We start from the raw sequence: 26117 nt of genomic DNA, 5'->3' as shown, positions 1-26117 counted from the left end.
CCTGCCATAATCTGTGCCGCGGAGTGACAGGAGTTACAGCGTTTTCCGTTAAAAGGGTTTTGTCCGGATACGTAAATCTATGAGCCCCGTCGCGGTCAACAAACTCAGAAAAACCCTACAATTTTAGGCAGTACATATTGGCTAAGGAGCAGTGACATGCGCGTTAAAAGTTTAACCCCGCAAGATCTCAAGGCTTATGGTATTCACGACGTCCAGGAAATCGTTTATAACCCCGATTACGATACGCTGTATCAGGAAGAGCTTAATCCGGCACTGGAAGGCTACGAACGCGGGATATTAACGAATACCGGCGCTATCGCCGTTGATACCGGTATCTTTACCGGCCGTTCGCCAAAAGATAAGTATATTGTCCGTGACGACACGACCCGTGACACCCTGTGGTGGGCAGATAACGGTAAAGGGAAAAACGACAACAAACCGCTTTCCCCTGAAACCTGGCAGCATCTGAAATCGCTGGTCACCCATCAACTTTCTGGCAAGCGCCTGTTTATTATCGACGCTTTCTGTGGTGCCAATGCCGATACCCGTCTCTCGGTGCGCTTTATCACTGAGGTGGCCTGGCAGGCACATTTCGTCAAAAACATGTTTATCCGCCCGACCGATGAAGAATTACAGGATTTCGAACCTGACTTTATCGTGATGAACGGCGCGAAGTGCACCAACCCGCAGTGGAAAGAGCAGGGGCTGAATTCCGAGAACTTTGTGGCATTCAACCTCACGGAGCGTATTCAGCTGATTGGCGGAACATGGTACGGCGGCGAAATGAAAAAAGGGATGTTCTCGGTCATGAACTACCTGCTGCCGCTGAAAGGCATTGCCTCTATGCACTGCTCGGCTAACGTGGGCGAGAAGGGTGACGTGGCGGTCTTCTTCGGCCTTTCCGGCACTGGAAAGACGACCCTCTCCACCGATCCGAAGCGCCGTCTGATTGGCGATGATGAACATGGCTGGGATGATGACGGCGTGTTTAACTTCGAAGGCGGGTGCTATGCCAAGACCATTCGTCTCTCTCCCGAAGCGGAGCCGGATATCTATCAGGCCATCCGTCGCGACGCGCTGCTGGAGAACGTTACCGTCCGTGCCGACGGTAGCGTCGATTTTGACGATGCGTCAAAAACCGAAAACACCCGTGTAAGTTACCCGATTTACCATATCGACAATATTGTGAAGCCGGTATCGAAAGCGGGTCATGCCACGAAGGTCATCTTCCTTACTGCCGATGCGTTTGGCGTACTGCCGCCGGTATCTCGTCTGACCGCGAGCCAGACTCAGTATCACTTCCTTTCGGGCTTTACCGCCAAGCTGGCAGGTACCGAACGTGGCGTCACCGAGCCGACCCCGACCTTCTCGGCCTGTTTTGGCGCAGCGTTTCTCTCTCTGCACCCAACGCAGTATGCCGAAGTGCTGGTGAAGCGCATGCAGGCAGCCGGTGCGCAGGCGTACCTGGTAAATACCGGCTGGAACGGCACCGGCAAGCGTATCTCGATTAAAGATACCCGCGCCATTATCGACGCCATTCTGAATGGTTCGCTGGATGACGCGGAAACCTTTACGTTGCCGATGTTTGATCTGGCCATCCCAACGGCGCTGCCGGGCGTAGAGACGCGCATTCTCGATCCGCGTAATACCTACGGCTCACCGGAGCAGTGGCAAGAAAAAGCGCAATCGCTGGCGAAGCTGTTTATTGAGAACTTCGAGAAGTATACCGATACCCCGGCGGGCGCTGCGCTGGTGAGTGCGGGACCCAAGTAAAGGTAAAAGTAAAAAGGCAACGAACGTTGCCTTTTTTCATGTTTTCTTTCTCTCCCCGTGGGAGAGGGCCGCGGTGAGGGCATCAGACCGCACCTTCAAGATCTAACTCTCTTTCACCTGCCCTCGCGTAACCGGCACCGGTAACCAGGCACGAATGCTCAACCCGCCCCGCTCACTGGTACCAATCTCCAGCAGGCCGTTATGGTTATCAACAATACGCTGCACAATCGCCAGGCCAAGACCGGTCCCGCTCGTGCTACGGGCACTGTCGCCACGCACAAACGGCTGAAACAGGTGCTTACGCTGCTCAGGTTTAATGCCCGGGCCGTCATCCTCTACCTGGAACCAGGCGCGGTTCAGTTCAGAACCGCTGCTCACTCTGATCCAGCCATTACCATAGCGGGCAGCGTTCACCACCATATTGGCGATAGCGCGTTTGATGGAGAGCGGGTGCATACGCACCTGAATTTCGCCTGGCTGCATCGCGGTTTCGATTTCGCGTTCATAACCACTCTCTGCTGCCACCACTTCACCCAGCACCGCGTTCAGATCGGCCATCTCCATGGGCATCTCCTGCCCGGTACGCAGGTAGTCAATGAACTGCTCGATAATGGCATTGCACTCTTCGATGTCTTTATTAATCGACTCGGCGAGATATCCGTCCTCTTCGCCCATCATCTCTGTCGCCAGACGGATGCGCGTAAGCGGCGTTCGCAGATCATGGCTGACACCCGCCATCAATAGCGTTCGGTCATCCGCCAGTTGCTTCACCCCTGCCGCCATATGGTTAAAGGCACGGGTTACCGACCGCACTTCCGATGCGCCATATTCACGCAGCGGCGGCGGAATAATCCCTCTACCGACCTGCAGCGCAGCATGCTCCAGGTCGACCAGGGGTCGGTTTTGTATACGGATGAATAGCCATGCGCCGCCTATCGCCAGCAGCATAATGGCCAGGGTGTAACGGAACAGCGGCGAGAAGTCGCCCTGGTGGATTTCGGTGAGCGGTACGCGCACCCAGATATTGGGTGACAACCAGGTTTTCAGCCAGACGACCGGCGAGCTTTTGTTAACCTCGACGCGCACTTCCGTCGGGCCACCCAACTGCTGCGCCATCTGCTGGCTGAGAAATTCATAGTGCTGGGCCCAGCGCAGGCCTGCGTCTTCCGCCGCTTCGTTTGAATAGAGCGATATTCCCAGCTCCCGGTAAATTTCACGGCGGAATGCCGGTGGAACCACCAGCTGGGTGCCATCTTCCAGCTGCAGTTTATCGGTCATCAGCATACGGACTTCGTACGCCAGAACCTTATTAAACTGTTGAAGACTAGGCAGAATCGCAAAGTTCAGCACCACCAGATAGGTCGTCACCAGGCTGACGAACAGCAAGGTGACGATCAATAACAGGGTGCGGGCAAACGAGCTTCGCGGCGAGAAACGCATTCGCCTCATGCTTTAGAGCCGTCCGGCACAAATACGTAGCCCAGGCCCCAGACGGTCTGGATATAGCGCGGATGCGCGGGATCTTCTTCCACCATGCGACGCAGGCGAGAGATCTGCACGTCGATGGAGCGCTCCATGGCGGAATATTCGCGGCCACGCGCCAGGTTCATCAGCTTATCGCGCGAGAGCGGCTCACGCGGGTGGCTGACCAGCGCTTTCAGAACCGCGAACTCACCGCTGGTGAGCGGCATTGGCTCATCTTCGCGGAACATCTCGCGGGTGCCGAGGTTAAGCTTGAACTTACCGAAAGCGATCACCGCCTCTTCCTGAGAAGGCGCACCCGGCAGTTCGTTCGCCTGGCGGCGCAGCACCGCGCGGATACGCGCCAGCAGTTCGCGCGGGTTAAACGGTTTTGGAATGTAGTCGTCGGCGCCGATCTCCAGCCCTACGATACGGTCAACTTCTTCCCCTTTCGCCGTCACCATAATGATTGGCATCGGGTTGCTTTGACTGCGCAGACGGCGGCAAATAGACAGGCCATCTTCGCCCGGTAACATCAGATCCAGTACCATCAGGTGGAAGGATTCACGGGTCAGCAGGCGGTCCATCTGTTCGGCGTTGGCTACGCTACGAACCTGGAAGCCCTGCTCGGTCAGATAACGCTCAAGCAGCGCGCGCAGGCGCATGTCGTCATCTACCACCAGAATCTTATAATTCTCTTGCATTGTGTGTACTCCCAAAGGTTCGGATACTCTTGAAGAACGTATTCTAAAAAAGTGCGCGTCTACGACCAGCTAATTCTGGTATAAATTCTAGTCGAAATTGTTACAAAGCATATTTAACAGCAGCTTATCTGCATAATCCATCACATAAATCATTATTAATCCTGTCTGTTACGCTCAGTGATACCTAATGTGCGTAAATGAGACAGGCCAGGTAGTAAGGCAAGATGATGAAAACGCCCCTGATCACCCGCGAAGGGTATGAGAACCTCAAGAAAGAGCTGGATACCCTGTGGCGCGAAGAGCGCCCGGAAGTGACTAAAAAAGTGACCTGGGCGGCTAGCCTGGGCGATCGCAGTGAAAATGCGGACTACCAGTACAACAAAAAGCGGTTACGCGAAATCGACCGCCGGGTGCGTTACCTGACCAAATGCCTGGAGAACCTGAAAATCGTCGATTACTCCCCCCAGCAGGAGGGCAAAGTCTTCTTTGGCGCCTGGGTTGAAATTGAAAATGACGACGGCGATCTCAAGCGTTTTCGCATTGTCGGCTACGATGAAATTTTTGGTCGTAAGGATTACATCTCCATCGACTCCCCCATGGCCCGCGCGCTGTTGAAAAAAGAGGTAGGGGATATCGCCATCGTCCACACCCCTGCGGGTGAAGCGAGCTGGTACGTGAATGAGATCCAGTACGTTAAATAGTCCGAGAGCACCCTCCCCGGCTGGCATTTTGCGGTGCCAGCCCGTATAACTATCCCCCTGATTTTTGATCCACAAGATGAACCAATCATGATGAAAGAGTCGCTCTGCCGCATTATTGCGGGTGATATTCAGGCCAGAGCCGAACAGGTAGAAGCTGCCGTTCGCCTGCTTGACGAAGGGAACACCGTGCCGTTTATTGCACGTTATCGTAAGGAAGTCACCGGCGGCCTGGATGATACCCAGTTGCGTAACCTGGAGACCCGTCTGGGCTACCTTCGCGAACTGGAAGACCGACGTCAGGCGATCCTGAAATCCATCGGCGAACAGGGCAAGCTGACCAGCGATCTGGAAAAAGCCATCAATGGCACCCTGAGCAAAACGGAATTAGAAGATCTCTATCTGCCCTACAAACCGAAGCGCCGCACGCGCGGGCAGATTGCGATTGAAGCGGGCCTGGAGCCGCTGGCCGATCTGCTGTGGAACGACCCCTCGCATGACCCGGAAACAGAAGCCGCCAAATTTATCGACGCCGACAAAGGGGTGGCAGATACCAAGGCCGCGCTCGACGGAGCACGCTACATTCTGATGGAGCGTTTTGCCGAAGATGCCGCCCTGCTCGCCAAAGTGCGTGATTATCTCTGGAAGAATGCCCACATTGTGGCCACCGTGGTGGCAGGTAAAGAAGAAGAAGGCGCGAAATTCCGCGACTACTTCGATCACCATGAGCCGATCGCTACCGCCCCTTCTCACCGTGCGCTGGCGATGTTCCGCGGCCGCAACGAAGGCGTGCTGCAACTCTCCCTGAATGCTGACCCGCAGTTTGACGAGCCGCCAAAAGAGAGCCATTGCGAGCAGATCATTGCCGATCACCTCAATCTTCGCCTGAACAACGCCCCGGCGGACAGCTGGCGCAAAAACGTGGTGAGCTGGACCTGGCGCATCAAGATCTTAATGCACCTCGAAACCGAACTGATGGGCACCGTGCGCGAACGCGCGGAAGACGAGGCGATCAACGTCTTCGCCCGTAACCTGCACGACCTGCTGATGGCTGCGCCTGCTGGCTTGCGCGCGACCATGGGTCTCGATCCGGGTCTGCGTACCGGCGTGAAAGTGGCCGTGGTTGACGGCACCGGCAAGCTGGTTGCCACCGATACCATCTATCCACATACCGGCCAGGCCGCGAAAGCCGCCGTTGCGGTGGCCGCCCTGTGCGAGAAATATAACGTCGAGCTGGTGGCGATTGGCAACGGCACGGCGTCGCGTGAAACCGAGCGTTTCTACCTTGACGTGCAGAAGCAGTTCCCGAAAGTGACGGCGCAGAAAGTGATCGTCAGCGAGGCGGGCGCCTCCGTCTATTCCGCATCTGAACTGGCGGCCCAGGAGTTCCCGGATCTGGACGTTTCTCTTCGCGGTGCGGTCTCTATCGCCCGTCGTCTGCAGGATCCGCTGGCGGAGCTGGTGAAGATTGACCCGAAATCCATCGGCGTGGGCCAGTATCAACACGACGTCAGCCAGACGCAGCTGGCGCGTAAGCTGGATGCGGTGGTGGAAGACTGTGTAAACGCCGTTGGCGTAGACCTGAACACCGCCTCGGTTCCTCTTCTGACCCGCGTGGCAGGCTTAACCCGCATGATGGCGCAAAACATCGTCGCCTGGCGTGACGAGAACGGCCAGTTCCAGAATCGTCAGCAGTTACTGAAGGTCAGCCGCCTGGGGCCGAAAGCTTTTGAGCAGTGCGCGGGCTTCCTGCGTATTAACCACGGCGACAACCCGCTCGATGCCTCCACCGTTCACCCGGAAGCCTACCCGGTTGTGGAACGTATTCTGGCCGCCACCCAGCAGGCGCTGAAAGATCTGATGGGCGACAACAGCGCGCTGCGCAACCTGAAGGCCGTCGATTTCACCGACGAGCAGTTCGGCGTGCCGACGGTCACCGACATCATCAAAGAGCTGGAAAAACCGGGCCGCGACCCGCGTCCTGAATTCAAAACCGCTACCTTTGCCGACGGCGTCGAGACCATGAACGACCTGCTGCCGGGCATGGTGCTGGAAGGCGCGGTAACCAACGTCACCAACTTTGGCGCGTTTGTTGATATTGGCGTCCATCAGGATGGCCTGGTTCACATCTCTTCGCTGGCCGATAAGTTCGTGGAAGACCCGCACACCGTGGTCAAAGCGGGCGACATCGTGAAAGTGAAGGTGCTGGAAGTGGATCTGCAGCGCAAGCGTATCGCCCTGACCATGCGTCTGGATGAGCAGCCGGGCGAGACCAACGCGCGCCGTGGCAACGGCGGCGGCGCTCGCGATCAGCAGCGTCCGGCAGCCAAAGCGGCGAAACCGCGCGGGCGTGATGCACAGCCGGCGGGTAATAGCGCGATGATGGATGCCCTGGCGGCAGCCATGGGTAAAAAACGCTAAACCTCTTTACCCTCTCCAGCCGGAGAGGGTATTTAATCCTGTAATAGTATCGTTTTATTCCTCACCCTTTATTTCATTCTGAAACCGATTGCACATCCATTATTAAACTGTAATTTATCACTCCATTAACAAATAAGTCATTTTTCCCACGAATCGAATATTCATTAAATATTGAGCAAGGTCAAACAGCCCGCAAATTAATAGCGCTATGCACATTTCGTCACAGTTTGAATATTGCTGGTAGTAACCATTCTCATTATCATTGCATCTGTTTATTATTTCACCTCAGTGTAAGTAGGCACTATGCAATTCACTCCAGACAGTGCATGGAAGATCACCGGATTCACGCGTGAAATCAGCCCGGCTTATCGACAGAAACTCCTGTCATTGGGCATGTTGCCGGGGTCCTCGTTCCAGGTCGTGCGGGTAGCACCTCTGGGCGATCCCATACATATCGAGACGCGCCGGGTGAACCTGGTGCTGCGCAAAAAAGATCTCGCATTCATTGAAGTCGAAGCCATGCCTCAATAATCCGCCAGCCGTCACCACGAGTTTTGAAAAATGAATAAATTAACCATTGGCTTAATTGGCAATCCAAATTCCGGCAAGACCACATTATTTAATCAATTAACTGGCGCACGTCAGCGCGTGGGAAACTGGGCGGGCGTTACGGTTGAACGAAAAGAGGGACAATTTTCGACGACGGATAATAATGTCACGCTGGTTGACCTGCCGGGTACCTATTCTCTTACCACTATCTCGTCGCAAACCTCGCTCGATGAACAAATAGCTTGTCACTATATTTTGAGCGGCGATGCGGATTTACTGATTAACGTGGTGGATGCCTCTAACCTCGAGCGCAATCTCTATCTGACATTACAGCTGCTGGAGCTTGGGATCCCCTGCGTGGTGGCGCTGAACATGCTCGATATTTCGGAGAAACAGAAAGTCCGCATCGATATCGACGCGCTGGCCGCGCGTCTCGGCTGCCCGGTGGTGCCGCTTATCTCTACCCGTGGTCGTGGTATCGATGCCCTGAAGCTGGCCATTGACCGTCACCAGAAGAATAGTGACCTTGAGCTGGTGCACTACCCTCGCCCGCTGCTGCGCGAAGCCGATCGGCTGGCGCAATTCATGGACCCGACGATGCCGCAAAAACAGCGCCGCTGGCTTGGTCTGCAGATGCTGGAAGGAGATATCTACAGCCGCGCCTTTGCCGGCAATGCCGCCCAAAAACTGGAGGCGTCGCTGGCCCATCTCAGCGAAGAGCTGGATGACCCGGCCCTGCATATCGCCGATGCCCGCTATCAGAGTATCGCCGCCGTCTGCGAAGTGGTTAGCAATACCCTGACCGCTGAGCCCAGCCGCTTCACCGCTGCGGTAGATCGCATTATCCTCAACCGCTTCCTCGGTCTGCCTGTCTTCCTGCTGGTGATGTATTTGATGTTCTTGCTGGCAATCAACATTGGCGGGGCGCTGCAACCGCTGTTTGACGTCGGCTCGGTGGCAATCTTCATTCACGGTTTGCAATGGCTCGGCTACACCCTGCACTTCCCCGAATGGCTGACCATTTTCCTCGCCCAGGGGATTGGCGGCGGGATCAACACTGTTCTGCCGCTGGTTCCCCAGATTGGCATGATGTATCTGTTCCTCTCATTCCTGGAGGACTCTGGCTACATGGCCCGCGCGGCTTTTGTGATGGACCGTCTGATGCAGGCGCTGGGTCTGCCGGGCAAATCCTTCGTGCCGCTGATTGTCGGCTTCGGCTGTAACGTCCCGTCGGTAATGGGGGCGCGAACCCTGGATGCGCCACGTGAACGTCTGATGACCATCATGATGGCACCCTTTATGTCCTGCGGCGCGCGTCTGGCGATTTTCGCCGTCTTTGCGGCGGCGTTCTTCGGCCAGCAGGGAGCGCTGGTGGTCTTCTCGCTGTACGTGCTCGGGATTGTGATGGCTATTCTTACCGGCCTGATGCTGAAGCACACCATTATGCGTGGCGAAGCGTCGCCCTTCGTAATGGAGTTGCCGGTCTACCACGTCCCGCACCTGAAAAGCCTGTTGATTCAAACCTGGCAGCGTCTTAAAGGCTTCGTGGTGCGCGCCGGTAAAGTGATCGTGGTGGTCAGTATTTTCCTTAGCGCCCTGAATAGCTTCACCCTCAGCGGAAAAGCGGCCGATAACATCAACGACTCCGCGCTGGCCTCCGTCAGCCGCGTCATCACGCCGCTGTTCAAACCCATCGGCGTGCATGAGGATAACTGGCAGGCCACCGTTGGGCTGTTTACCGGTGCGATGGCTAAAGAGGTGGTCGTCGGAACACTGAACACGCTCTACACCGCCGAAAACATTCAGGAAGAGGCCTTTAACCCGGCGGAATTTCACCTCGGTGACGAGCTGTACAGCGCCGTGGATGAAACCTGGCAGAGCCTGAAAGAGACCTTCAGCCTGAGCGTGCTGGCCAACCCCATCGAAGCCAGCAAAGGCGACGGTGAAATGGCGACCGGCGCCATGGGCGTGATGAGCGAGAAATTCGGCAGCGCCTCGGCCGCCTACAGCTATCTGATCTTCGTTCTGCTCTATATTCCGTGCATCTCGGTTATGGGGGCGATTGCCCGCGAGTCCAGCCGCGGCTGGATGGGCTTCTCCGTACTGTGGGGGCTGAACATCGCTTATTCGCTCTCTACGCTCTTCTATCAGACGGTCAATTTCAGCCAGCATCCGCAGTTCAGCCTGGTCTCTATTCTGGCGGTGGTATTGTTCAACGTGGTACTGCTTGGCATGCTGCGCCGGGCGCGCAGTCGTGTGGATATTAACCTGCTGGCGACACGTAAAACGCCGGCTCACTGCTGCGACAGCCCGGCAGAAAGTTGCCACTAAGGAGCGCAATATGGCATCGATGATTGACGTTCGGGATTTACTGGCGCTCCAGGGAAGAATGGAGGCGAAACAGATCGGTCTTCGTCTGCATACCCCGCAGGCGCTGGTGGATGCCATGCTGCACCGTCTTGAGGCGATGGGTAAAGCAATACGTATTCAGGAGGAGCGCGACAATTGCCTCTCCGGCAGCTGTAAAAGTTGCCCCGAAGGGAAAGCCTGCCTCAGGGAGTGGTGGGCGCTGCGTTAATCAGGAAGCCGGGCATCACTGCCCGGCTCGCCTCGCTTACTTAAAGACTTCTGCGGTTGCGCGTACGTTTTTCGTATCTTTATTGGCGCTGGTAACCACAAAATATTTTCCGCCCATTTCGTCCGCTTTCTGTGAAAGCTCTTTTTTAGCGTCCATTGGCGCCGTGGTGTCAGACGTTGAAATCTCACCGACTTTGGTCAAATTCATCTCTTTCGCTTTGTCTTTTTCCAGCTCCTGTGCCGCAAAGACGCCAAAAGAAAGTGACCCGATAACCAGAGATGTAACAATACCTGTAACAAGTTTCATAGTCATAACTCCCAAAGAAATTGTTGTTTTGATAGTCGTAGGCAGAACAACCGCAACGACTTCTTGAGTATTGTTGCGGCACGTGACTTTTGCCAGGCGGATTAAAAAACAATCATTCGATGCGTTGACGTAGCGCAATCAGCGCGGCGCAAAATTCGGCGGGATGAGAGACAAACGGCGCATGTGCCGCTTTAGGGATTACCAGCGATGCGCTATCAGGCCATAGCGCATCCAGCAAGGGGACGATCTTGCGCGGTACCAGCCCATCCAGGTAGCCGTAGATCCGCAGATGCGGCATCGCCAGCGCAGCCAGCGGCGCGCGCAGATCGACCGTTTTTAGTATCTCCAGTCCACCGTTCAGCACGCTGACGTCGGGCATTGGCAAAGACAGCACGGTGCTTTTGAGCAGGCGCGCATCCTGGCGAGCAGTGTCGGTGCCCATGGTTTGTAGCGCCAGAAAACGCTCTACCGTGCGCTGAAAATCGTCACTCAGCTGTTGCTGGAACCCGGCTAACACCTCGGGTTTGATACCCGGCCACCCCTCACGCGCGCTAAAGCAAGGCGAGGATGCCACCGTCACCAGCGCCTGAACGCGCGTCGGGTGCGTCAGTGCGATCTGGCTCGCCACCAGCCCGCCCAGACTCCAGCCGAGCCAGATCGCGTTTTGCGGCGCACGTTCCAGAACCTCTTCGGCCATCGCCTCCAGCGTCAGGGCCTGATAGCCGCGGCTGCGGCCGAAACCGGGCAGATCCACCAAGTGCAGGGTAAAGTGCGAGGCGAGTTCCTCGCGAATTGTATTCCATACTTCGGCATTCAGCCCCCATCCGTGCAGCAGCACAAGATGACAATTTCCTGTGCCTACGGTCTGCCACCAAAGACTCTTCATCGCTTACTGTTCTCTTTTATCTACAAGGAGGAGAGCTATGCTAACAGTGCCTGGCTTGTGCTGGCTATGTCGGATGCCCTTAATGCTGAGCCATTGGGGCATCTGCTCAGTCTGTGAGAAAGCCATTACGCCACAGCGTGGATGCTGTCCGCAGTGTGGCTTATCGGCATCCAGCCTTTTTCTGCCGTGCGGACGCTGTCTGCGCAGGCCACCGCCCTGGCAGGCACTGGTGGCAGTCTGTCCCTATATCCCCCCGGTCAGCAGGCTGGTACATCAGTTTAAATTTTCTCGTCGCAGCCAGCTGGCGCAACCGCTGGCAAGGCTGTTGCTGTTAGCAATATTGCGGGCCAGACGCACCCGGGCACTGCCTCCGGTGGAGATGATTGTCAGCGTGCCGCTCTGGTCTCGGCGTCACTGGCGGCGCGGGTTTAACCAGAGCGACCTGCTCTGCCGTCCGCTGGCGCGCTGGCTCAAGTGTGACTACAACCCCGCCGCCCTTCGACGCACCCGGCCCACCGCTACCCAGCACCAGCTTAGCGCCAGATTGCGAAAGCAGAACCTGAAGCAGGCGTTTCAGCTTGAATTCCCGGTGGCGGGTCGCCATATCGCTATTGTGGATGATGTCGTGACAACAGGTACGACCGTGGCTGAACTATCCCGCCTGCTTTTGCGAAGCGGCGCGGCCTCGGTTCAGGTATGGTGTCTGTGTCGAACCTTGTAGCGCCCCCAGGTTGGGCGTATTATAACCAGGTATTTTAGTCAACTATTAGGCCAATGCTATGATCCGTATTTCCGATGCTGCACAAGCGCACTTTGCCAAACTGCTGGCAAATCAGGAAGAAGGGACCCAGATTCGCGTTTTTGTCATCAATCCGGGTACCCCGAACGCAGAATGCGGCGTCTCTTATTGCCCACCGGACGCTGTGGAAGCAACTGACACCGCCCTGAAATTTGAGCAACTGACTGCCTATGTCGATGAGCTGAGCTCACCGTATCTGGAAGATGCGGAGATTGATTTTGTGACCGACCAGTTGGGTTCGCAGTTAACGCTGAAAGCGCCAAATGCCAAGATGCGCAAAGTGAGCGATGACGCTCCGCTGATGGAACGCGTTGAGTACCTGCTGCAGTCGCAAATTAACCCGCAGCTGGCCGGGCACGGCGGTCGCGTCTCCCTGATGGAGATCACCGAAGATGGCCTGGCGATTCTGCAGTTCGGCGGTGGCTGTAACGGCTGTTCCATGGTCGACGTCACCCTGAAAGAAGGGATTGAAAAGCAGCTGCTGAATGAGTTCCCGGAGCTGAAAGGCGTGCGCGATCTCACCGAGCACCAGCGCGGCGAGCACTCTTACTACTAAGTTCCCGTCTGTTTTGCCCGGTGGCGGCGTCGCTAACCGGGCCATAGAACCCGACTCCAGGCCGGGCCATGCGTTTACGCTGGCCCGGCTTTTCTTTTGCCCTCTCCTGCACCATAAGTTGACCTGCGTCTCATAATTCACATTTTGACCGGCTGGGTGATTCTCAAATCACCAATGTTACCCGTATCATTCGCGTGGGCACTAACCCCCCCAATAACAGCCGACTAAACTAGGTAGTCTGGACGGTATCAGTGTTAGTGCCATTACAACTCTGTTCCCAGTTGGGACAATTGGACAATAGTCGTTGAAACAACGACGTTACCCATAACAATTCAAAGGCCAGGTCAATCATGCCATTAGTCATCGTAGCTATCGGTGTTGTGTTATTACTGCTCTTGATGATCCGTTTCAAAGTGAACGGCTTCATCGCTCTGGTTCTGGTGGCGCTTGCAGTCGGTTTGATGCAGGGTATGCCGCTGGTAAAAGTTATCAGCTCTATTAAAGCCGGTGTCGGCGGTACGCTGGGTAGCCTGGCGCTGATCATGGGCTTCGGTGCCATGCTCGGTAAAATGCTGGCGGACTGCGGTGGCGCACAGCGCATTGCAACCACGTTGATTGCCAAATTTGGTAAGCAGCATATCCAGTGGGCGGTGGTGTTAACCGGCTTTACCGTGGGTTTCGCCCTCTTCTATGAAGTCGGTTTCGTACTGATGCTGCCGCTGGTGTTCACCATTGCCGCCGCGGCGAATATCCCTCTGCTGTTCGTTGGCGTTCCGATGGCGGCGGCGCTCTCTGTCACGCACGGCTTCCTGCCACCGCACCCGGGCCCGACCGCAATCGCGACGATCTTCCATGCCGATATGGGTAAAACCCTACTGTTCGGTACCATTCTGGCTATCCCGACCGTTATCCTCGCAGGCCCGGTGTTTGCACGCTGCCTGAAAGGGATCGACAAGCCTATTCCTGAAGGTCTGTACAACGCTAAAACCTTCACGGAAGAAGAGATGCCAAGCTTTGGCGTCAGTGTCTGGACCTCTCTGGTACCGGTTGTGCTGATGGCGATGCGCGCCGTGGCGGAGATGGTTCTGCCAAAAGGTCATGCTTTCCTGGGCGTGGCTGAATTCCTCGGCGACCCGGTTATGGCTACCCTGATTGCGGTGCTGATTGCCCTCTTCACCTTCGGCCTGAACCGTGGCCGTAGCATGGATCAGATTAACGATACCCTGAGCTCTTCGATCAAAATCATCGCCATGATGCTGCTGATCATCGGCGGCGGCGGTGCGTTTAAACAGGTTCTGGTTGATAGCGGCGTGGATAAATACATCGCCTCTATGATGCACGAAACCAATATCTCGCCGATCCTGATGGCCTGGTCTATCGCCGCGGTACTGCGTATCGCCCTCGGTTCTGCAACCGTGGCAGCCATTACTGCCGGGGGGATTGTTGCCCCGCTGATCGCCACTACCGGCGTCAGCCCGGAGCTGATGGTGATTGCCGTCGGTTCGGGTAGCGTGATTTTCTCGCACGTGAACGATCCGGGCTTCTGGCTGTTCAAAGAGTACTTCAACCTGACTATCGGCGAGACCATTAAGTCCTGGTCAATGCTGGAAACCATTATTTCAGTCTGCGGCCTGGTGGGCTGTCTGCTGCTGGCAACGGTGGTATAAAAAACGAAACCCGCCATCCGGCGGGTTTTTGTTATTTCTGGCGTTTTGACAGCGCTTTTCGCCGCTTATCCAGATCCTTAATCAGCTTGTTGACCCCGTCATCGGCAAACATCGCCTCCAGCGAGGAGGATAACTTCCGGCGCCAGTTCTTGTACTGATAACTGGTGCCAGGAATGTTCACCGGCCCGGCCATATCGAGCCAGTCTTCTGGCTGCAACCCTAACAGCGCACTGTTGCTATCGGCAATGTAACGCTGCATACCTCGATTCAGGGTTGGGGTCATCGCCATCAGCGACGCTTTGTGACCGGTACGTTTCGGCAGGCAGCCATGTTTATGTAACGCATCTAGCAGCCCCTGCTTCGACAGCTCTCTGTCCTGATACAGCCCGCGCAGCACTACCTCATCGGGATACAGCCCTAAGGTTTTACCGAGCGTGAGATCGCCACTCTCCCAGTAGCCTCTGAGCGTAGGAAGGTCATGCGTCGTCGCGACTGCCATTGACTGTTGAGGATACGCTTGCGGCGCACGGAAATTCTTCTCATGGTCGTTTTCAAAATAGAGCACCTTGTAGGAGTAAACGCCGCTGTCGCGCAGTTTACTGACGATCTCGACCGGCACGGTGCCAAGGTCTTCGCCAATCACCATGCAGTTGTGGCGCTTGCTTTCCAGCGCCAGGATCGCGAGCAGATCGCCTACCGGGTAGTGAACGTAAGCGCCGTGATCCGCGGTTTCACCGTAGGGGATCCACCACAGACGCAGCACCGACATCACATGATCGATACGCAGCGCGCCGCAGTTCTGCATGTTGGCACGCAGCAGTTCGATGAAGGGCTCGTAGGCACGAGACACGATAACGTGCGGATCCATCGGCGGCAGTCCCCAGTTCTGGCCCAGGGGGCCGAGAATGTCCGGCGGTGCGCCTACCGAGGCTTTCAGACAGTAGAGTTCACGGTCGCACCAGGTCTCCGCTCCCCCTTCTGCCACCCCCACCGCCAGGTCGCGATAGAGACCAATCGGCATGTTGTAACCCTGGCTTACCTGCCAGCAGGCGGCGAACTGGGTATACGCCAGCCACTGCAGCCAGAGGTAGAACTCCACTTCGTCAGCATGCTGTTCGCAAAAGGCGCGAACCTGAGGGGAGTCAACGGACTGATAGGCCTCCGGCCAGACCGGCCACCCCCAGCGCATTTCGTCCTCTTTAACCTGCTGCGCATGCAGCGCATCGAACGCCGCCTGCCAGTACAGGCTTTCGCCTTCGGCGGCGATAAACTGCCGGAAGGCCAGCATATCGGCATCGTCACGCTGAGAAAAACCTTTCCACGCCATACGCAGGGCGGCCATTTTCAGCGCCGTCACGGTGGCGTAATCCACCCATTCAGCCTCACGCGCCTGCCTCAGCGCCTGTTGCGTGGTATCTAACGCCCACCATGCCTGCGCCTCAGCACTGTTTTTAAAGTCATCTAAGGCATTAACGTCGATATAAATCACGTTCAGCCAGCGACGAGACGACGGGCTGTACGGGCTGGCGCTCTCCGGGTTCGCCGGGTAAAGCGCATGAATCGGGTTCAGGCCAATAAAGGCGCCGCCGCGCTCACCCACTTCGGCGAGCATCGATTTGAGATCGCCAAAATCACCGATCCCCCAGTTGGCTTCTGAACGCAGGGTGTAGAGCTGTACGCAAGCCCCCCACAACTTTTTCCCTTCCAGCAAAGCCTGGGGTTCATAGCAGCGTTTGGGCGCCACAATCACGCGGCAGTGCCAGCGATGGTCGTCACGGGTTAGCGTCAGGGTGTGGTAGCCCTCCGGCAACTTTGCCGGAAGGTTCAGGTTTTTGCCGCCAGTGGCATGGCCTTTATGCTGTTGCCCCGTTTCAGTGGTCAGCAGCCAGGCAAACTCACCGTGGCCTTCGATCGGCAGCGGCATTTTTTTACCGGCAGTGAACACTTTCACATTCGGTACAGGGGTGACCGCTGCTTTTGCGCCGGGTGTGGCTTTGTGCATAGCATCCAGCAAACGCCTTTTGGTCTCAGCACCAATAGACTGCGGTTTACCATGAGCATTGATGTAGCTGGGGCTGATCCCCGCCGCCAGGGCGGCATTATCGAGACGTTTGCTTTCCATCGCGCTTCCTTAGCGTTTTGCCTGCCAGATACGAGCCTGGTAGTCACGGATTGAGCGGTCAGAGCTGAACATGCCGCAGCGCGCGGTATTCAGAATACAGGCGCGGGTCCAGGCATCCTGGTCACGGTACAGCACGTCCACCTGTTTTTGCGCATCCACATACGCCGTAAAGTCGGCCATCAGCAGATAAGGATCGCCGCCCTGTTTACCTATGCTGTGCAGCATCTGGTCGAAGGCGTGCTTATCCCCATCACTGTATTTACCGCTTTCCAGCTCTTTCAGTACGGCATCCAGCACTTTATCTTTCTTACGCCATTTCACCGGGTCGTAGCCTTTGGCTTTCAGGGCCTTCACCTCTTCCACGGTATGACCAAAGATAAAGATGTTTTCGTCGCCCACCTGTTCGGCAATTTCCACGTTCGCGCCGTCCAGGGTACCTACGGTCAACGCGCCGTTGAGTGCCAGCTTCATGTTACCGGTGCCCGAGGCCTCTTTACCGGCCGTGGAGATCTGCTCTGAGACATCCGCCGCCGGGATCAGCAGCTCTGCCGCTGAAACGCAGTAATCCGGCAGGAAGACCACTTTCAGCTTATCGCCCACTTTCGGGTCGTTATTAACCGCTTCTGCCACCTTATTGATAGCAAAGATAATGTTTTTCGCCAGGTAATAACCCGGCGCCGCCTTGGCACCGAACAGGAATACGCGCGGTACGCGATCGGCCTGCGGGTTCTCGCGGATCTCTTTGTACAGCGCCAGAATATGCAGCAAATTCAGGTGCTGACGTTTGTATTCGTGCAGGCGTTTAATCTGGATATCGAACAGCGCGTGCGGGTTGATCTCAATGCCGGTGCGCGCTTTGACAAACTCTGCCAGACGCACTTTGTTCTCCTGCTTGATGGCCCGATACTGCTCGCGGAATTTCGCGTCATCGGCATACTTTTCCAGGTTGATGAGCTGATCAAGATCGTTAGCCCACTCTTTCTGCAAAGTGCTGTCGAGCAGTGCAGAGAGCGCCGGGTTGCACTGCTTGATCCAGCGACGCGGCGTAATGCCGTTGGTCACGTTGTGGAATTTGTTTGGCCACAGCTGGTGATATTCCGGGAACAGATCTTTCACCACCAGATCGGAGTGCAACGCAGCCACGCCGTTCACCGCAAAGCCACTCACCACGCAGAGATTCGCCATCCGCACCTGTTTGTCATAGACGACCGCCAGCTTCGCCCAGATTGCTTTGTCGCCTGGCCAGGTTTGCTCGACCTGTTTTTTGAAGCGGTTGTTGATCTCGTTAATCAGCTGCATATGGCGTGGCAGCAGGGTTTTAATCAGCTTCTCATCCCAGCACTCCAGCGCTTCTGGCATCAGGGTGTGGTTGGTGTAAGCAAAGGTCTTACTGGTAATGGCCCAGGCATCGTCCCAGCTCATCTGGTGCTCATCGATCAGCACGCGCAGCAGTTCCGGGATAGCGATCGTCGGGTGAGTGTCGTTCAACTGGATAACTTCGAAATCAGCCAGATCGGCCACGTTCCGGCCCGCCAGATGGTGGCGACGCAGAATATCGGCCACTGAACAGGCGCACTGGAAATATTGCTGCATCAGACGCAGTTTTTTACCCGCCAGATGGTTGTCGTTCGGGTAGAGCACTTTTGTCAGTTTGTCGGCGTCGATACCCTGCTGCTCTGCGCGCAGGAAATCACCGTCGTTGAATTTGGTCAGGTTGAACGGGTGAGCGTGTGTCGCTTGCCACAAACGCAGCGGCTGAGCCACGCCGTTACGGTAGCCCAGCACCGGCAGATCCCAGGCCTGGCCGGTAATGGTAAAGCCTGGCTCCCAATGCCCCGCTTTTGTCACTTTACCGCCGATGCCCACCTGCACATCCAGCGCCTCGTTGTGGCGGAACCAGGGATAGCTGCCGCGATGCCAGTCGTCCGGCGCCTCCTTCTGCTGACCATCCGCAAAGGATTGACGGAACAGGCCGTACTGGTAATTCAGACCATAGCCGGTGGCCGACTGGCCAACCGTCGCCATTGAGTCCAGGAAACAGGCAGCCAGACGCCCCAGCCCACCGTTACCCAACGCCGGATCAATCTCCTCTTCGAGCAGATCGGTAAGGTGAATATTGTGGCCTTTAAGCACATCGCTCACCTCCTGGTACCAGCCCAGGTTCAGCAGGTTGTTACCGGTAAGGCGGCCAATCAAAAACTCCATGGAGATATAGTTGACGTGACGCTGCCCTTTAACCGGCTTTGCCGCAGGCTGGGCGTTCAGTAACTCGGCGAGCGCACCGCTAACGGCTTGCCACCACTGGCGAGACGTCATCTCCTCTGCGGCGACTAAACCAAAACGTTGCCACTGACGCGTCAGTGCGGCCTGAAATTGCGCTTTGTTGAAGGTAGGCTGTGACATAGGGAAACGGCATCCTGTAGAAAAAAATAAACACGTTGGTGCTAGTGTGCCTGGCTCATAAACGCTCTTCCTCCTCCTGCCAGGGATTAGCCAGGGAGGAGTACCGGGGATGAGCATCAAAGTGTGATCGTGGCCACTTTATCTACCCGGTTTCGCCCTTCAGCGCTCAAGAAAGCAGTCCGAATCGCCGCCTGTCTCAGAAGAGGATGAACGAAATGTCATCAACACAATAAGGTCATCCTTGTGACAATATGTTTTTTAAGCTCGTCAGAAATAGCCCAGGCAAGAAATAATTACTCACGTGAAATAATATTTTTCGACATTAACGTTAAACCAACGTTTTATTTTATAGAGATGACAGTCGCGAAACTTTATTAACTCAGGTGATTGTTAACCTTCGTTTACGGTTTGGCTTGTTAAAGCAGCAGCTTCGGTGCAACCCAGTATCCATGCGCTCTCAAGGCCAATATAAAAGTTCCCTGCTATGCGGTAATATTTTTGTGACAGAGTGCAAATTCAGGCGCATTAAAAACGGTCATAACTTGCAATAAAAGTGTTTCTGGCCGAACTTATAAGCATTAATTACGAAGCGCAAAAAAAATCAAAATTCTCGTTTTCCACACAGTGAAGTGAATACCATGTTGATTCCGTCCAAATTAAGTCGCCCCGTTCGTCTTGACCATACCGTGGTTCGCGAACGGTTACTGGCGAAACTTTCCGGCGCGAACAATTTCCGACTGGCGCTGGTAACGAGCCCTGCGGGCTATGGCAAAACAACGCTCATTTCACAGTGGGCGTCAGGTAAAAGCGATCTTGGCTGGTTCTCACTAGATGAGGGCGATAACCAGCAGGAGCGCTTTGCCAGCTATCTGATCGCCGCCATTCAGCAAGCCACAAACGGCCACTGCGTCACCAGCGAAGTCATGGTGCAAAAGCGCCAGTATGCCAGCCTCTCTTCGCTCTTCTCGCAGCTGTTTATTGAGCTGGCCGAGTGGCACCGTCCGCTATTCCTGGTCATTGACGATTATCATCTGATCACCAATCCGGTGATCCATGAATCGATGCGCTTCTTCCTGCGCCATCAGCCAGAAAACCTTACCCTGGTGGTGCTGTCGCGTAACCTTCCGCAGTTGGGCATTGCCAACCTGCGCGTTCGCGATCAACTGCTTGAGCTGGGCAGTCAGCAGCTCTCCTTTACCCATCAGGAGGCGAAACAGTTCTTCGACTGCCGCCTGACATCCCCGATTGAAGCCGCCGAGAGCAGCCGTCTGTGTGACGATGTTGCCGGCTGGGCCACCGCTTTACAGCTTATCGCCCTCTCCGCGCGGCAGAACAATAGCCCCACACATCAATCCGCACGGCGTCTGGCAGGCATTAACGCCAGCCACTTGTCAGATTATCTGGTCGACGAAGTGCTCGACAGCGTTGACACCTCCACGCGGCAGTTCCTGCTGAAAAGCTCGCTGCTGCGTTCGATGAACGATGCGCTGATTGTTCGCGTCACCGGTGAAGACAATGGCCAGATGCGGCTGGAAGAGATTGAACGCCAGGGGCTGTTCCTGCAACGCATGGACGACTCCGGCGAATGGTTTAGTTACCACCCGCTGTTTGGCAGCTTCCTGCGCCAGCGTTGTCAGTGGGAGCTGGCCACCGAGCTGCCGGAGATCCACCGCGCCGCAGCGGAAAGCTGGATGGCGCAAGGCTTCCCGAGCGAGGCCATCCACCATGCGCTGGCGGCGGGTGATGCCCATATGCTGCGCGATATCCTGCTCAATCACGCCTGGAGCCTGTTCAACCATAGCGAACTGACGCTGCTGGAAGAGTCGTTGCGTGCCCTGCCGTGGGAGAGCCTGCTGGAGAACCCGCGTCTGGTGCTGCTGCAGGCATGGCTGATGCAGAGCCAGCACCGCTACAGCGAAGTGAATACCCTGCTTGCCCGCGCCGAGCAAGAGATGAAAGGCGATATGGATAGCTCGCTGCACGGCGAGTTTAACGCCCTGCGCGCCCAGGTCGCCATTAACGATGGCGATCAGGAAGAGGCTCAACGCCTGGCGATGGTTGCTCTCGATGAGCTGCCGCTGGCGAACTTCTATAGCCGTATCGTTGCCACCTCGGTGCATGGCGAAGTGCTGCACTGTAAAGGCGATCTCGCCCGCTCGCTGGCGCTGATGCAGCAGACCGAGCAGATGGCACGTCGGCACGATGTCTGGCACTACGCGCTGTGGAGCCTGATTCAACAAAGCGAGATTCTGTTTGCCCAGGGCTTTTTACAGGCCGCCTGGGAGTCGCAGGAGAAGGCATTCCAGCTGATCCGCGAGCAGCATCTTGAACAATTACCGATGCACGAATTCCTGCTGCGTATTCGCGCCCAGCTGCTGTGGGCCTGGGCCCGTCTGGATGAAGCAGAAAGCACCGCCCGCCACGGCGTGGAAGTGCTTTCGGCATTCCAGCCGCAGCAGCAGCTGCAGTGCCTGGCGCTGCTGGTACAGTGTTCACTGGCGCGCGGCGATCTGGATAACGCCCGTAACCACCTTAATCGCCTGGAAAACCTGCTTGGCAACGGCCAGTACCATAGCGACTGGGTCTCTAACGCGGATAAAGTGCGGGTGATTTACTGGCAGATGGTGGGTGATAAAAAATCGGCCGCCAACTGGTTACGCCAGACGCCGATGCCAGAATTTGCCAATAATCACTTCCTGCAGAGCCAGTGGCGCAACATCGCCCGGGTGCAGATTTTACTGGGTGATTTCGAACCGGCAGAGATCGTGCTGGAGGAGCTGAACGAAAACGCACGCAGCCTGCGTCTGATGAGCGACCTGAACCGTAACCTGCTGTTGCAAAACCAGCTCTACTGGCAGGCAGGTCGTAAAACTGATGCCCAGCGCGTCTTACTGGAAGCGCTGCAGCTGGCTAACCGCACCGGTTTTATCAGTCACTTTGTGATTGAGGGCGAAACCATGGCGCAACAGTTACGTCAGCTGATTCAACTGAACACCCTGCCCGAGCTGGATCAGCATCGTGCGCAGCGTATTCTGCGTGAAATTAACCAGCACCATCGGCACAAATTCGCCCATTTCGATGAGACCTTTGTCGAGCGTCTGCTGACCCATCCGGAAGTGCCTGAGCTTATCCGCACCAGCCCGCTCACCCAGCGTGAATGGCAGGTGCTGGGGTTAATTTACTCCGGATATAGCAATGAGCAGATCGCCGGGGAGCTGGCGGTAGCAGCAACCACTATCAAAACCCATATCCGTAATCTGTACCAGAAACTTGGCGTGGCGCATCGCCAGGATGCAGTACAGCATGCCCAGCAGCTGCTGAAGATGATGGGGTATGGCGTGTAGTTATGCGCGTACAGAAATGAAAATGGCAACCTCGGGTTGTCATGCCATATTCCGCTGAACATGAGGTGAACGGAACAATTTCACCCTGTTTAACCGATCGGCATGACAACCGAAGTTTTCGTGTTGCTTTTACCTCAGCACAGCTCAAGCTGCATTTTATGGTCGTTAATCACCTTCAGCACCCCTTCAGGCGGCACCTCATCGGTATAGACCGCATCCACCATGCTGATACTGCCCATATTCACCATCGCGTTACGCCCGAATTTCGAGTGATCGACCACCAGCATGACGTGGCGGGAGTTCTCAATAATGGCGCGCTTAGTACGCACTTCATGGTAATCGAATTCCAGCAGCGAGCCGTCGGTGTCAATGCCGCTAATACCAAGAATGCCGAAGTCGAGGCGGAACTGGGAGATAAAATCGAGTGTCGCTTCGCCAATGATCCCGCCGTCGCGGCTGCGCAACTCTCCCCCGGCGAGGATGATGCGGAAATCCTCTTTCTGCATCAGCGTATTGGCCACGTTCAGGTTGTTCGTCACCACGCGCAGATTCTCATGGTCCAGCAGCGCGTGGGCTACCGCCTCCGGTGTGGTACCGATATCGATAAATAAGGTGGCGCCGTTTGGGATCTGGCTCGCGACCTTACGGGCGATACGCTCTTTTTCTGACGTCTGGGTCGCTTTACGATCATGCCAGGAGGTATTGACCGAGCTGGAGGGAAGCGCCGCACCGCCGTGGTGGCGTAAAATTCGGTTCTGATCGGCCAGGTCGTTCAGGTCACGGCGAATGGTTTGCGGGCTGACGGCGAACTGTTCAACCAGCTCTTCCGTACTGACATACCCCTGCTTTTTCACCAGCTCGATAATGGCATCATGACGTTGTGTCTGTTTCATCAAATATCCCTGCCAGAATTATGTTCGTTTTCGCGCATGCAGCGTATCGGCAAACGCCATCGCCAGCCCAACGGCCAGACCGGCCACGTGTGCACCGTTAGCTATCGCCATTCCGAACAGATCAAACCATCCGGCAATTAACCATATTAACGCAAAGGCAATTAAGCCGCGCTGAAGAAAGATGCCGCTTTCGGGATCACGCTCGCCGCGCAGCCAGACGTAGCCCATCAAGGCGTAAACGACGCCCGAGAGCCCACCGAACCACGGGCCGCTGAATTTATGCTGCACATAGCCGCTCAGCAAGGCGCTGATAAGGGTGATAACAATGAGTTTACCGCTGCCGAGCCGTTTCTCTACGGCACCGCCGAGATACCACCACCACAGCAGGTTAAAGAGAATGTGCAGGAAGGAGAAGTGCATCAGCGCATGGCTGAAGTAGCGCCAGACATCGAACTGCACCGACGGATCATAGGGCCAGGCCAGCAGCACCATCACACTTTGGTCACCTACGACGTTCATGATGATAAACGTCAGGATACAGGCCGCCATCAGCAGCAGCGTGAACGGGCCGGCACGCTCACGCACCGTGGCTAAAAACGGAAAACGGCGGTAGTGCAGCCCGCTACCGGTGTGGCCGGATTGCCAGCTGGCCGCCAGATAGCGCGGGTCGCCGGGATTTTCCAGAAAGCGCGCCAGCTCGGCATGCACGCGTTCGGCCTGGCTCTCATCTGCCAGCCAGACGTCCGTTTGCGTATGTTGTTGGATAGTCAGGATCACACCCTGCGTCGCCATGTAATCGACAAACGCCTGAGCGACGCGCGGGTTGGTAAAGGAGGTAATCATCAGCATTGGCAGCGGTCGCTTATTCCACACAAAGGGGGACAGTATATACCTTAAAACCCAGTGTGCTCGACTTCCGCCGGGAAATGACGGTGCCAGGCGTCGAAACCGCCATCCACGCTGTAGACCGCGTCATAACCCTGTTGCAGCAAGTATTGTGCTGCACCTTTGCTGCTGTTGCCGTGATAGCACATCACCATCACCGGGGTATCGAAATCGTTGTCACGCATGAAATCACTAAGGGAGGCGTTAGTGAGGTGAAACGCACCCGGGGTGTGACCCATGGCAAAGCTTTGCGGGTCGCGAATATCTACCAGTACAGCGGTTCCCTGGTGCATCTTCTGGTGGGCTTCTTCGACATTAATACATTCAAACTGATCCATGCGGCTCTCTTTCGGTTATTCAGGGTGGTGCGAAGTGAGGTAAGGACCCCACTATTTTACCTTCTAGTGTACGTCCTGGCGGCGGGTAAACGCCATTATGTTAGCTGTATCACTCTAAATTGTTTTTTTAATGTTACCAAAGGCGCGTTCCTTTGCTATTATGAGCGATATCGAACATTTTTGAACGTAAGCGAAAGTGCGTGAGGATACGATGGAAACCAAAGATCTGATTGTGATAGGTGGCGGCATCAACGGTGCCGGGATTGCGGCCGATGCCGCTGGCCGTGGTCTGTCGGTATTAATGCTGGAAGCGCAGGATCTCGCTTGCGCAACCTCCTCCGCCAGCTCCAAGCTGATTCACGGCGGCCTGCGCTACCTTGAACACTACGAGTTTCGCCTCGTGAGCGAAGCGCTGGCTGAGCGCGAAGTGTTACTGAAGATGGCCCCGCATCTCGCCATCCCGATGCGCTTCCGTCTGCCTCACCGCCCGCACTTGCGCCCGGCGTGGATGATTCGTATCGGTCTCTTTATGTACGATCATCTGGGTAAACGCACCAGTCTGCCCGGCTCTACCGGTGTGCGTTTTGGCGCAGAATCGGTCCTTAAGCCAGAAATCGTGCGCGGATTCGAATATTCAGACTGCTGGGTCGATGATGCCCGTCTGGTGCTCGCAAACGCGCAAATGGTGGTTCGCAAAAATGGTGAGGTGAAAACCCGCACCCGCGCGACCTCCGCACGCCGCGAGAATGGTCTGTGGATTGTTGAAGCAGAAGATATCGATACCGGCGAGAAGTTCAGCTGGCAAGCGCGCGGGCTGGTTAATGCGACCGGTCCATGGGTGAAACAGTTCTTTGACGACGGCATGAAGCTGCCTTCGCCGTACGGTATTCGCCTTATCAAGGGCAGCCATATCGTCGTGCCTCGCGTGCATACCCAGAAGCAGGCTTACATTCTGCAGAACGAAGACAAGCGCATCGTGTTTGTGATCCCATGGATGGATGAGTTCTCCATTATTGGCACCACCGACGTGGAGTACAAAGGCGACGCCAAAAATGTCGAAATCGACGAGAGCGAAATCAGCTACTTGCTGAAGGTGTATAACGCGCACTTCAAAAAGCAGTTGGGTCGCGAAGATGTGGTCTGGACTTACTCCGGCGTGCGTCCGCTGTGCGATGACGAATCCGATTCGCCGCAGGCCATTACCCGTGATTACACGCTGGATATCCACGATCAAGACGGTAAGGCGCCGCTGCTCTCCGTGTTTGGCGGTAAGCTCACCACCTACCGTAAGCTGGCGGAACACGCGCTGGAGAAATTGACTCCGTATTACACCGGCATCGGCCCGGCATGGACCAAAGGCGCTACCCTGCCGGGGGGTGATATCGACGGAAACCGGGATGACTACGCGGCAAAACTGCGTCGCCGTTATCCGTTTATCAGCGAATCGCTGGCCCGCCACTATGCCCGTACTTATGGCAGCAACAGCGTCCAGCTCCTCGGCGATGCCAAAGAGATAGCCGATTTGGGCGAGCACTTCGGACATGAGTTTTACGAAGCGGAGCTGCGCTACCTGGTTGAGCACGAGTGGGTGCGCCGTGTAGAGGATGCGCTGTGGCGTCGTACGAAAGAGGGGATGTGGCTGGATGCCGAACAGCAATCGCGCGTGGCGCAGTGGCTGGTCAGAAACGCCCCAAAGCGTGAATTATCGCTTGCGTCCTGATGGGACAGAGCGGG

20 protein-coding genes are annotated in these 26117 nt (G+C 56.0%); 11 read left to right on the top strand and 9 right to left on the bottom strand.

The annotated features are described in order from the left end of the window. Window positions 1-156: 156 nt before the first annotated feature. Window positions 157-1773: a phosphoenolpyruvate carboxykinase (ATP) gene (pckA, locus tag WFN75_RS19750; RefSeq protein ID WP_263617449.1), complete on the top strand. Its 1617-nt coding sequence runs from the start codon at window positions 157-159 to the stop codon at window positions 1771-1773. A gap of 102 nt (window positions 1774-1875) precedes the next feature. On the opposite strand, the gene envZ is transcribed toward pckA, so the two are convergent. Both envZ and ompR read right to left on the bottom strand, forming a co-directional pair. Continuing rightward, complete coding sequence (gene envZ / locus WFN75_RS19745; RefSeq protein ID WP_046886764.1) at window positions 1876-3222, bottom strand: two-component system sensor histidine kinase EnvZ; 1347 nt, start codon at window positions 3220-3222, stop codon at window positions 1876-1878. Continuing rightward, window positions 3219-3938, bottom strand: coding sequence for an osmolarity response regulator transcription factor OmpR (gene ompR / locus WFN75_RS19740; protein WP_001157751.1), 720 nt, complete (start codon window positions 3936-3938; stop codon window positions 3219-3221). Before ompR ends, envZ begins: the two co-directional genes overlap by 4 nt. Window positions 3939-4165: 227 nt before the next feature. On the opposite strand from ompR, the gene greB reads away from it, so the two are divergent. From greB to feoC, 5 genes are all read left to right on the top strand, one after another. Further along, window positions 4166-4639 (top strand): transcription elongation factor GreB, encoded by a 474-nt coding sequence (greB, locus tag WFN75_RS19735; protein ID WP_040078285.1) that lies wholly within the window; start codon window positions 4166-4168, stop codon window positions 4637-4639. An 87-nt stretch (window positions 4640-4726) separates the two neighbouring features. Next, window positions 4727-7057, top strand: a complete 2331-nt coding sequence (locus tag WFN75_RS19730; RefSeq protein WP_233802575.1) for a Tex family protein — start codon at window positions 4727-4729, stop codon at window positions 7055-7057. A gap of 303 nt (window positions 7058-7360) precedes the next feature. Continuing rightward, window positions 7361-7588, top strand: coding sequence for a ferrous iron transporter A (gene feoA, locus WFN75_RS19725; protein ID WP_040078283.1), 228 nt, complete (start codon window positions 7361-7363; stop codon window positions 7586-7588). Window positions 7589-7618: 30 nt separating this feature from the next. Further along, a complete protein-coding gene (feoB, locus tag WFN75_RS19720) occupies window positions 7619-9937 on the top strand; it encodes a Fe(2+) transporter permease subunit FeoB (RefSeq protein WP_336996699.1) in 2319 nt (772 codons plus the stop codon). A gap of 10 nt (window positions 9938-9947) precedes the next feature. After that, the gene (gene feoC, locus WFN75_RS19715) at window positions 9948-10184 is read left to right on the top strand and encodes a [Fe-S]-dependent transcriptional repressor FeoC (RefSeq protein ID WP_286809566.1); all 237 of its coding nucleotides are present in this window, start codon (window positions 9948-9950) and stop codon (window positions 10182-10184) included. Window positions 10185-10220: 36 nt separating this feature from the next. Here the strand turns inward: feoC and WFN75_RS19710 are convergent, their stop codons facing one another. Both WFN75_RS19710 and bioH read right to left on the bottom strand, forming a co-directional pair. Next, complete coding sequence (locus WFN75_RS19710) at window positions 10221-10490, bottom strand: YdgH/BhsA/McbA-like domain containing protein (protein ID WP_040078280.1); 270 nt, start codon at window positions 10488-10490, stop codon at window positions 10221-10223. 112 nt (window positions 10491-10602) lie between these two features. Then, window positions 10603-11376: a pimeloyl-ACP methyl ester esterase BioH gene (gene bioH / locus WFN75_RS19705; protein ID WP_336996698.1), complete on the bottom strand. Its 774-nt coding sequence runs from the start codon at window positions 11374-11376 to the stop codon at window positions 10603-10605. A 37-nt stretch (window positions 11377-11413) separates the two neighbouring features. Between bioH and gntX the strand changes: the two genes are divergently transcribed. The 3 genes from gntX (at window position 11414) to gntT (ending at window position 14398) form a co-directional block, all read left to right on the top strand. Further along, window positions 11414-12097 (top strand): DNA utilization protein GntX, encoded by a 684-nt coding sequence (gene gntX, locus WFN75_RS19700; RefSeq protein WP_046886769.1) that lies wholly within the window; start codon window positions 11414-11416, stop codon window positions 12095-12097. Window positions 12098-12155: 58 nt separating this feature from the next. Next, window positions 12156-12731 (top strand): Fe-S biogenesis protein NfuA, encoded by a 576-nt coding sequence (gene nfuA, locus WFN75_RS19695; protein ID WP_040078277.1) that lies wholly within the window; start codon window positions 12156-12158, stop codon window positions 12729-12731. A 350-nt stretch (window positions 12732-13081) separates the two neighbouring features. Then, complete coding sequence (gene gntT, locus WFN75_RS19690; RefSeq protein WP_046886770.1) at window positions 13082-14398, top strand: gluconate transporter; 1317 nt, start codon at window positions 13082-13084, stop codon at window positions 14396-14398. 31 nt (window positions 14399-14429) lie between these two features. Here gntT and malQ read toward each other — a convergent pair whose 3' ends face one another. Both malQ and malP read right to left on the bottom strand, forming a co-directional pair. Next, window positions 14430-16520 carry a 4-alpha-glucanotransferase gene (gene malQ, locus WFN75_RS19685; RefSeq protein WP_336996697.1) on the bottom strand — a complete coding sequence of 697 codons (2091 nt, stop codon included), beginning with the start codon at window positions 16518-16520 and terminating at the stop codon, window positions 14430-14432. Window positions 16521-16529: 9 nt separating this feature from the next. Beyond that, entirely contained in the window at window positions 16530-18923 is a 2394-nt protein-coding gene (malP, locus tag WFN75_RS19680) for a maltodextrin phosphorylase (RefSeq protein ID WP_336996696.1), read from the bottom strand. Between the two features lie 638 nt (window positions 18924-19561). Between malP and malT the strand changes: the two genes are divergently transcribed. Continuing rightward, the gene (malT, locus tag WFN75_RS19675; protein ID WP_046886773.1) at window positions 19562-22267 is read left to right on the top strand and encodes an HTH-type transcriptional regulator MalT; all 2706 of its coding nucleotides are present in this window, start codon (window positions 19562-19564) and stop codon (window positions 22265-22267) included. 134 nt (window positions 22268-22401) lie between these two features. Here the strand turns inward: malT and WFN75_RS19670 are convergent, their stop codons facing one another. From WFN75_RS19670 to glpE, 3 genes are read right to left on the bottom strand one after another with little or no spacing between them, the layout of a single operon-like run. Beyond that, entirely contained in the window at window positions 22402-23160 is a 759-nt protein-coding gene (locus WFN75_RS19670) for a DeoR/GlpR family transcriptional regulator (RefSeq protein WP_040078270.1), read from the bottom strand. An 18-nt stretch (window positions 23161-23178) separates the two neighbouring features. After that, window positions 23179-24009 (bottom strand): rhomboid family intramembrane serine protease GlpG, encoded by an 831-nt coding sequence (gene glpG / locus WFN75_RS19665; RefSeq protein WP_040078268.1) that lies wholly within the window; start codon window positions 24007-24009, stop codon window positions 23179-23181. A 44-nt stretch (window positions 24010-24053) separates the two neighbouring features. After that, on the bottom strand, window positions 24054-24383 hold the full coding sequence (glpE, locus tag WFN75_RS19660) for a thiosulfate sulfurtransferase GlpE (RefSeq protein WP_040078267.1): 330 nt from the start codon (window positions 24381-24383) through the stop codon (window positions 24054-24056). Between the two features lie 211 nt (window positions 24384-24594). On the opposite strand from glpE, the gene glpD reads away from it, so the two are divergent. After that, window positions 24595-26103, top strand: a complete 1509-nt coding sequence (glpD, locus tag WFN75_RS19655; protein ID WP_046886775.1) for a glycerol-3-phosphate dehydrogenase — start codon at window positions 24595-24597, stop codon at window positions 26101-26103. Window positions 26104-26117: the final 14 nt, after the last annotated feature.

The sequence above is a fragment of the Leclercia sp. UBA7405 genome (genome assembly GCF_037152215.1).
GTDB classification, from domain to species: domain Bacteria; phylum Pseudomonadota; class Gammaproteobacteria; order Enterobacterales; family Enterobacteriaceae; genus Enterobacter; species Enterobacter pneumoniae.
This window is presented reverse-complemented; position numbering and strand designations above follow the sequence as displayed.